We start from the raw sequence: 8,280 nt of genomic DNA, 5'->3' as shown, positions 1-8,280 counted from the left end.
GGTCGGAGGCGCCCGGTACGACGGTCGGTGCACCGATATCTCGGTACGCCCGCCGTCATTTCGGTCTTCTCCGGGGTGAGCACGCTCGCGGCGGTGGGGAATGAACTTGGCGATCCGCTCGTTGCACCCCTATGATGGTTGAAGCTTCAACTTTTAGGAGTGTCATGAGCACCATGCCCGCCCTGTTCCTGAGCCACGGCGCCCCGCCGCTCGTCGACAGCGAACTGTGGGTGTCCCAGCTGCAGCGGTGGGCAGCGGACCTGCCGCGACCCACGGCGATCCTCGTGGTGTCCGCGCACTGGGAATCGGCGCCGCTGACCATCGGCGCCACCGCCACCGGCACCCCGCTCGTCTACGACTTCTGGGGCTTCCCGCAGCGCTTCTACGAGGTCACCTACACCGCACCCGGCGCACCCGACCTCGCCCGCCAGGTCGCGGCGCTGATGCCCGACAACGAACCGGTCGTGCAGCAGCCCGACCGCGGTCTCGACCACGGCGCCTATGTGCCGCTGACCGTCATGTACCCCGACGGCGACATCCCGGTGCTTCAGATCTCGCTGCCCACCCTCGACCCGCAGCGGCTGCTGCACCTCGGCGAGCGCCTGCGGCCGCTGCGCGAGCAGGGCGTGCTCATCGTCGGCTCCGGCTTCACCACCCACGGCCTGCCGTTCCTGCGCGACATGCGACCCGAGGCGGCCGCCCCCGGCTGGTCCTCCGAGTTCGACGCGTGGGCCGGGGAACGGTTCGCGGCCGGCGACATCGAGGGACTGCTCGACTTCCGCACCCGGGCACCGGGCATGCCCTACGCGCACCCGACCGTCGAGCACTTCGCGCCGCTGTTCGTCACGCTCGGTGCGTCCAGCAACCCCGAGCAGTCGGCCCGGCAGGTCATCGACGGATTCTGGATGGGCCTGGCGAAACGCTCGATCCAGGTGGACTGAACCCGCTCAGCGGGCGCGCAGCGCGTCGAGCGCGCGGTCCGCGTGCACCGACGCGCGCAACTCGCTCGCGACCACGTCGAGGATGCGGCAATCGGTGTCGATCACGAACGTGGTCCGCTTGACCGGGGACAGCTTCCCGAGCAGCCCGCGCCGCACCCCGTACGCCGCGGCGGCGACACCGTCCGGGTCCGACAGCAGCGGGAAGTCGAATCTCTGCCGCGTCGCCCACGACGCGAGCCGGTCCACCGGATCGGCGCTGATCCCGACGCGGGTCGCGCCGACGGCGGCGAACTGCGCCGCCAGATCCCGGAAATGGCAGGCCTCCGCGGTGCACACCGGCGTGAACGCGGCCGGGTAGAAGAACAGCACCAGCGGGCCGTCGGCGAGCAGCTCGCCGAGCGAGCGCAGCTTGCCGTCCTGGTCGCGCAGCGAGAAATCGGGGGCGATGTCACCGGGTCTCATGCCCGGCGACGCTACCGCGCGCGCGGCCCTCGCGGCAGCCCTGGGATGATGGGCGCATGTCCGGCGAGCCCACCACCATTCCCGCAGCCAGCGACCCGTCCGCGCGCGGTCGATCCGATACCACCACCCGCGAGGAGTTCCGGGTACTCGCGGCCGAGCACCGCGTCGTGCCCGTCACCCGCAAGGTGCTCGCCGACGCCGAGACGCCGCTGTCGGCGTACCGGAAGCTCGCCGCCGACCGGCCCGGAACCTTCCTGCTCGAATCCGCGGAGAACGGCCGCTCCTGGTCGCGCTGGTCGTTCATCGGCGCCGGCAGCCCCGCCGCGCTCACCGTCGTCGACGGTGAAGCCGCCTGGTACGGCAGCGTTCCCGCCGGCGCACCCCAGGGCGGCAACCCCGTCGACGTCCTCGGCGAAACCCTGAAGCTCCTGCACACCGAGCGCCTGCACGGCCTGCCGCCGCTGACCGGCGGCATGGTCGGCTACCTCGGCTACGACACCGTCCGGCGCCTCGAGAAGCTGCCCTCGATCGCCGAGGACGACCTGCAGATCCCCGAACTCGTCATGCTCCTCGCGACCGACCTCGCCGCCGTCGACCACCACGAGGGCACGATCTGGCTCATCGCCAACGCCGTCAACTGGGACGGCTCCGACGAACGAGTCGACGAGGCCTACGACGACGCGGTCGCCCGGCTCGACCGGATGACCGCCGCGCTCGCCGCCCCCGCCGCGTCCACCGTCTCCACGTTCGCGAAGCCCGCCCCCGACTACCGGCGGCAGCGGACCACCGAGGGCTTCGGCGCCGACGTCCGCAAGCTCATCGGCGACATCGAAGCCGGTGAAGCCTTCCAGGTGGTGCTCTCGCAGCGCTTCGAAATCGACTGTCCCGCAGCGCCCATCGACGTGTACCGGATGCTGCGCGCGTCGAACCCGAGCCCGTACATGTTCCTGCTGCACATTCCGGGCCCGGACGGGGAGACCGCGTTCTCCATCGTCGGATCCAGCCCCGAGGCGCTGGTCACCGTCTCCGACGGCGTCGCCACCACCCACCCGATCGCGGGCACCCGGTGGCGCGGCACCAGCGAGGAGGAGGACGTCCTGCTCGAGAAGGACCTCATCAACGACGAGAAGGAGAACGCCGAGCACCTCATGCTCGTCGACCTCGGCCGCAACGACCTCGGTCGCGTGTGCGAACCCGGCACCGTGAAGGTGCACGACTACCGGCACATCGAGCGGTACAGCCACGTGATGCACCTGGTCTCGACCGTCACCGGCCGCCTCGCCGACGGCAAGCACGCCCTCGACGCCGTCACCGCGTGCTTCCCGGCGGGCACCCTGTCCGGTGCGCCGAAGGTCCGCGCGATGGAACTCATCGAGGAGCTCGAACCGACCCGCCGCGGCATCTACGGCGGCATCGTCGGCTACCTCGACTTCGCCGGCGACGCCGACACCGCCATCGCCATCCGCACCGCGCTCGTCAAGGACGGCGTCGCGTACGTCCAGGCCGGTGCCGGGGTGGTCGCCGACTCCGATCCGGTCTACGAGGACACCGAGGCCCGCAACAAGGCCATGTCCGCGCTGTCCGCGGTCGCCGCCGCCGCCACCCTCGTCCCCTACGGTGGTGACCCCGAGTGACCGACCCCGTCGCACCCGCACCCGCCGCGCCGCGCCGCCGCCCCGCCGTCGTGGCGGCGCTGCTGCTCGGCGTCGCCGCGCTCGCGCTGTGGGCATCGAGCCGGATGACGTGGGTGACCGTGTCCTCCTCCGACGGGCTGGGACAGGATCGGACCAGCACACTCGACGGCGGCACCTGGGCGGCCTCGCTGACGCCGCTCGCGCTCGTGCTCGTCGCCGCGATCGCCGCGTCGTTCGCGGTGCGCGGCTGGGCGCTGCGGATCGTCGCGGTCGCGGTCGCGGCCGTCGGGATCGCCGCGGCGGTTCCGGCCGTCGGACTGTTCGCCGGCGGCGCCGACCCGGAGGACGCGGCCCGCATCGCGGAACTGCCCGCGCGGGCGACGGTCACCGCCACCGACATCGCCTACGGACCGGCCGTCCTTGCCATGGTAGGGGCGGTCGCGGCGCTGGTCGCGGGGGTGGTGTTGTGGCGGACCCCGCGCAGTCAGGCGGGCCTGTCGTCGAAGTACGCCGGTCCCGCCGCGCGACGCGAGGCGGCCGCGCGGCGCGGCGAGGGCGACGAACCGGTCACCGAACGCGCCCTGTGGGATGCCCTGGATGCGGGGGAGGACCCGACGCTCGACGCCGATCCCGCCCCGGACGCCACCCGCAAGCTGCCTCGTGACGGCGAAGACGGCGACGATTCGGGTACCCGCCGCTGACCGCTGTGGAGCGGCCCACTAGGCTTCAGGAACCTGATGAGCTTCGTCACAGGGGGATTGACAAGGGTGCGGAAAGGACTCGAGCCATGACAGTTCTCGACTCGATTCTCGAAGGGGTGCGCGCTGACGTCGCCGCCCGAGAGGCGGTCGTCGACTTCGACACCGTCAAGGCCGCCGCTGCCGCCGCACCCCCGCCGATCGATGCGAAGGCTGCGCTGCGCGAGCCCGGGATCGCCGTCATCGCCGAGGTCAAGCGGGCCAGCCCGTCGAAGGGCGCACTCGCCGACATCGCCGATCCGGCCGAACTCGCCAAGGCCTACGAGGCCGGGGGAGCACGCGTGATCAGCGTGCTCACCGAGGAACGCCGCTTCCACGGCAGCCTCGCCGACCTCGACGCGGTCCGCCGCGCCGTGCGGATCCCGGTGCTGCGCAAGGACTTCATCGTCGGCCCGTACCAGATCCACGAGGCCCGCGCGCACGGCGCCGATCTCGTGCTGCTGATCGTCGCCGCGCTCGAACAGCCCGTGCTCACCTCCCTCATCGACCGTGTCGAATCGCTCGGCATGACCGCGCTCGTCGAGGCGCACACCGAGGAGGAGGCGACCCGCGCTCTCGAGGCCGGCGCGACCGTCATCGGGATCAACGCCCGCAACCTCAAGACCCTCGAGGTCGACAAGGGCACGTTCGCGCGGATCGCGCCGGGCCTGCCCAGCGACGTCCTCAAGATCGCCGAGTCCGGTGTGCGGGGCCCGGCGGACCTGCTGGCGTACGCCGGTGCCGGTGCCGACGCCGTGCTCGTCGGTGAGGGTCTCGTGACGAGCGGCGACCCCCGCCAGGCGGTCGCCGAACTGGTCACCGTGGGTACGCATCCGTCCTGCCCGAAGCCGGCACGCTGACCGACCGGACCCTCCGAACGACGATCAGACAGCCGCGCAGTGTCCTCACTGCGCGGCTGTCCGCGTCGTCGGCGGATACCGGTGCGCGCGGACGTCTTCGGCCGACGACGCACCGCGAACTGCGCGGGTGACCCGACGGCACGGCGGGTGCGATGGTGGGGCAGACTGGACACGTGACTGCAGACGATTCCGTCCTCTCGGCCAAGGGCCGCGGCCTTCCCGTCATGAGCGAAGCCGTGTCCGTCCCCACCGCGCACGAACCGGACGCCAAGGGGCACTTCGGGGTCTTCGGTGGCCGCTACCTGCCCGAGGCGCTCATGGCCGTCATCGAAGAGGTCACCGCCGCCTACGAGAAGGAACGCACCGACCCCGGTTTCCTCGCCGAGCTCGATCGTCTCCAGCGCGACTACACGGGCCGGCCGTCACCGGTCTACGAGGCCACCCGGCTCAGCGAACACGCCGGCGGCGCGCGCCTGCTCCTCAAGCGCGAAGACCTCAACCACACCGGCTCCCACAAGATCAACAACGTGCTGGGGCAGGCCCTGCTCGCCAAGCGCATGGGCAAGACCCGCGTCATCGCCGAGACCGGCGCCGGTCAGCACGGTGTCGCCACCGCGACCGCGTGCGCCCTGCTCGGCCTCGAATGCCTCGTCTACATGGGTGAGGTCGACACCCAGCGGCAAGCCCTGAACGTGGCGCGCATGCGCCTGCTCGGTGCCGAGGTCATCGCCGCCAAGACCGGCTCGCGCACCCTCAAGGACGCCATCAACGAGGCGATGCGCGACTGGGTCACCAACGCCGACAACACCTACTACTGCTTCGGCACCGCCGCCGGGCCGCACCCGTTCCCGGCGATGGTCCGCGACTTCCAGCGCATCATCGGCCTCGAGGCGCGCGCCCAGGTGCAGGCCCACACCGGTCGCCTGCCCGACGCGGTCGTCGCCTGCGTCGGTGGTGGTTCCAACGCCATCGGCATCTTCCACCCGTTCATCGACGACCCGTCCGTCAAGCTCGTCGGCATCGAGGCCGGCGGCGACGGCGTCGAAACCGGACGGCACGCCGCGACCATCGGCGGCGGCACCCACGGCGCCCTGCACGGCGCGTACTCGTACCTGCTGCAGGACGAGGACGGCCAGACCATCGAATCGCACTCGATCTCCGCGGGTCTCGACTATCCCGGTGTGGGACCGGAACATTCGTGGCTCGCCGACACCGGCCGCGCCGAATACCGGTCGGCCACCGACACCGAGGCGATGGACGCGTTCAAGCTGCTGAGCCGCACCGAGGGCATCATCCCCGCCATCGAATCGGCCCACGCGGTCGCCGGGGCGCTGAAACTCGGCCGCGAACTCGGCGAGGGAGCGATCATCCTGGTGAACATCTCGGGCCGCGGCGACAAGGACGTCGACACCGCCGCCAAGTGGTTCGGCTACCTGCCCTCCGACAGCACCGACACCGAAGGAGCCGCGCAGTGAGCGCACCGCACGAACGCCTCTCCGCCATCTTCGCGACCTGCCGCGCCGAGAAGCGCGCCGCGCTCGTCGGTTACCTGCCGGTCGGCTACCCCACGGTCGAGAAGTCCATAGAGGCCGTCACCGCGCTCGTGGAGGGCGGCTGCGACCTCGTCGAGGTCGGCATCCCCTACAGCGATCCCGTCATGGACGGCACCACCATCCAGAACGCCGCCAACGCGGCGCTCGCCGCCGGTGTGCGCGTGCGGGACGTGTTCCCGGCGGTGAAGGCGGTCACCGACGCCGGTGGCGCCGCCGTCGTCATGACCTACTGGAACCTCGTCCTCAAGTACGGCGTCGAGAACTTCGCGCGCGACCTCGCCGCGGCGGGCGGGCTCGGCATCATCACCCCGGACCTGATCCCCGACGAGGCCGCCGACTGGATCGCCGCGTCCGACAAGTACGGGCTCGGCCGCATCTTCCTCGTCGCCCCGTCGTCGACCAACGAGCGGCTCGCGATGACCCTCGACAACTGCCGCGGGTTCGTCTACGCGACGTCGACGATGGGCGTCACCGGTGCCCGCGACAACGTCGACAACCGCGCACCGGAGCTCGTCGCGCGGGTGCGGGCCCACTCCGACATCCCGGTCGGGGTCGGTCTCGGTGTCCGCAACGGCGCCCAGGCCGCGGAGATCGCCGGATACGCCGACGGCGTCATCGTCGGTTCCGCGCTCGTCACCGCCGCCGCTCAGGGCCGCGACGCGCTGCTCGAGCTGACACGCGATCTCGCGAAGGGAGTGCGCTCGGCTACCGTGGCACCGTGACCGACACGACCACGTTCCTCGCCTATCTTCCCTCGCCCCCACAGGGCGTCTGGTATCTCGGGCCGGTGGCCCTGCGTGCCTACGCCCTGTGCATCATCGTCGGCATCGTCGTCGCGATCGTGTGGGGTGACCGGCGCTGGGTCGCGCGCGGCGGCGAGAAGGGCACCGTCCTCGACATCGCCGTGTGGGCGGTGCCGTTCGGCCTGATCGGCGGCCGGCTCTACCACGTCGCCACCGACTGGCGGAAGTACTTCGGCGACGGCGCCGATCCGATCGACGCCCTGAAGATCTGGGAGGGCGGTCTCGGGATCTGGGGTGCCGTCGCGTTCGGCGCGGTCGGCGCCTGGATCGGCTGCCGCCGCCGTGGAATCCCGCTGCCCGCGTTCGGGGACGCCCTGGCGCCCGCGATCCTGCTCGCCCAGGCCATCGGCCGGCTCGGCAACTGGTTCAACCAGGAACTGTACGGTCGCGAGACGACGCTTCCGTGGGGCCTCGAGATCTACGAACGCCGCAACGACGCCGGTCAGGTGTCGCCCGGCCTGATCGACGGCGTCTCCACCGGGCAGGTCGCCTCGGTGGTGCACCCCACGTTCCTGTACGAACTGCTGTGGAACGTGCTGATCGTCGTGCTGCTCGTCGTCGTGGACCGCCGCTTCCGGATCGGGCACGGCCGGCTGTTCGCCCTCTACGTCGCCGGGTACTGCCTGGGCCGGTTCTGGATCGAACTGATGCGCAGCGACGCCGCCACCCAGATCGCGGGCATCCGCATCAACTCGTTCACCTCCGGCATCGTGTTCGCGCTCGCAGTCGCGTACTTCGTCTTCGCCCGCAAGGGCCGGGAGGCGCCCGAGGAGCTGAAGTCGACCCGGACCCGGCACTCCGAAGACGGGACCGACGGTGCTGTGACCGCCGGTAACAGCGCGGTCGCGAAGGGCGATGAGGACCCGCAGGAGGGCGACGACAAGCAGGCCGACGACAAGACGGCCGACGCCGAGCCAGCGGACGAGAAGTCAACCGAGAAGCCGGTCGAGGAGGCCGGCGGGTCGAAGACGGCGGACCGCTGACCCCTGCCTGAACCGAACCCGGGAGCAAGCGCCGGTAAGGTCTGACACACATCGACCACGAGGGGGATCACCAGTGACAACACCGGATCCGGCTGCTTCCGACCCGAATTCGGGCCGCCCGATCGATTTCGGCAAGAAAGCATCCGACCCAGCGGACGCGCAGTCGAACCCGAACTTCGGACCCGGGTTCGACTACGACGCGACCGCGCAGGCATCTCTCTCGGAGCCGCCGCAGACCTCCGAGTCCACGGCAGCGTCCCCGGGAACCGCCGGCCCGGGCTGGGACACCTACTCGGGCATCGGCAAC

At 71.2% G+C, this 8,280-nt stretch carries 8 protein-coding genes and 1 pseudogene; 8 read left to right on the top strand and 1 reads right to left on the bottom strand.

What is annotated here, in order from left to right:
* The first annotated feature begins 173 nt into the window (after nt 1–173).
* Nucleotides 174–941: a dioxygenase gene (locus tag M1M07_RS31590; protein WP_197251574.1), complete on the top strand. Its 768-nt coding sequence runs from the start codon at nt 174–176 to the stop codon at nt 939–941.
* Nucleotides 942–947: 6 nt separating this feature from the next.
* Here M1M07_RS31590 and M1M07_RS31585 read toward each other — a convergent pair whose 3' ends face one another.
* Nucleotides 948–1,403: a peroxiredoxin gene (locus tag M1M07_RS31585; RefSeq protein ID WP_197251571.1), complete on the bottom strand. Its 456-nt coding sequence runs from the start codon at nt 1,401–1,403 to the stop codon at nt 948–950.
* Between the two features lie 56 nt (nt 1,404–1,459).
* Between M1M07_RS31585 and M1M07_RS31580 the strand changes: the two genes are divergently transcribed.
* The 7 genes and pseudogenes from M1M07_RS31580 to M1M07_RS31550 all read left to right on the top strand — a co-directional run.
* Nucleotides 1,460–3,037, top strand: coding sequence for an anthranilate synthase component I (locus M1M07_RS31580; protein WP_197251572.1), 1,578 nt, complete (start codon nt 1,460–1,462; stop codon nt 3,035–3,037).
* Nucleotides 3,034–3,738 carry a TIGR02234 family membrane protein gene (locus M1M07_RS31575; protein ID WP_248676678.1) on the top strand — a complete coding sequence of 235 codons (705 nt, stop codon included), beginning with the start codon at nt 3,034–3,036 and terminating at the stop codon, nt 3,736–3,738. Before M1M07_RS31580 ends, M1M07_RS31575 begins: the two co-directional genes overlap by 4 nt.
* 86 nt (nt 3,739–3,824) lie before the next feature.
* Entirely contained in the window at nt 3,825–4,634 is an 810-nt protein-coding gene (gene trpC / locus M1M07_RS31570; RefSeq protein ID WP_248676677.1) for an indole-3-glycerol phosphate synthase TrpC, read from the top strand.
* Nucleotides 4,635–4,858: 224 nt separating this feature from the next.
* Nucleotides 4,859–6,109: a tryptophan synthase subunit beta gene (trpB, locus tag M1M07_RS31565; protein ID WP_197251702.1), complete on the top strand. Its 1,251-nt coding sequence runs from the start codon at nt 4,859–4,861 to the stop codon at nt 6,107–6,109.
* A complete protein-coding gene (gene trpA / locus M1M07_RS31560) occupies nt 6,106–6,909 on the top strand; it encodes a tryptophan synthase subunit alpha (protein WP_197251700.1) in 804 nt (267 codons plus the stop codon). The genes trpB and trpA overlap by 4 nt, the downstream gene beginning before the upstream one ends.
* Nucleotides 6,906–7,973, top strand: coding sequence for a prolipoprotein diacylglyceryl transferase (gene lgt, locus M1M07_RS31555; RefSeq protein ID WP_248676676.1), 1,068 nt, complete (start codon nt 6,906–6,908; stop codon nt 7,971–7,973). The genes trpA and lgt overlap by 4 nt, the downstream gene beginning before the upstream one ends.
* Nucleotides 7,974–8,094: 121 nt before the next feature.
* Nucleotides 8,095–8,280: pseudogene (locus M1M07_RS31550) on the top strand (TM2 domain-containing protein); the annotation flags it as partial.

Source organism: Rhodococcus sp. HM1 (assembly GCF_023218075.1).
Lineage (GTDB): Bacteria > Actinomycetota > Actinomycetes > Mycobacteriales > Mycobacteriaceae > Rhodococcus.
Note: the sequence above shows the minus strand (reverse complement) of the source record. Positions and strands in the feature narration are given on the sequence as shown.

Bases quoted from the DNA above. Each gene is read 5' to 3' on its own strand.
- trpB (WP_197251702.1), top strand. From the start codon at position 4,859: ATGAGCGAAGCCGTGTCCGTCCCCACCGCGCACGAACCGGACGCCAAG.
- M1M07_RS31580 (WP_197251572.1), top strand. From the start codon at position 1,460: ATGTCCGGCGAGCCCACCACCATTCCCGCAGCCAGCGACCCGTCCGCG.
- trpC (WP_248676677.1), top strand. From the start codon at position 3,825: ATGACAGTTCTCGACTCGATTCTCGAAGGGGTGCGCGCTGACGTCGCC.
- M1M07_RS31585 (WP_197251571.1), bottom strand. From the start codon at position 1,403: ATGAGACCCGGTGACATCGCCCCCGATTTCTCGCTGCGCGACCAGGAC.
- M1M07_RS31590 (WP_197251574.1), top strand. From the start codon at position 174: ATGCCCGCCCTGTTCCTGAGCCACGGCGCCCCGCCGCTCGTCGACAGC.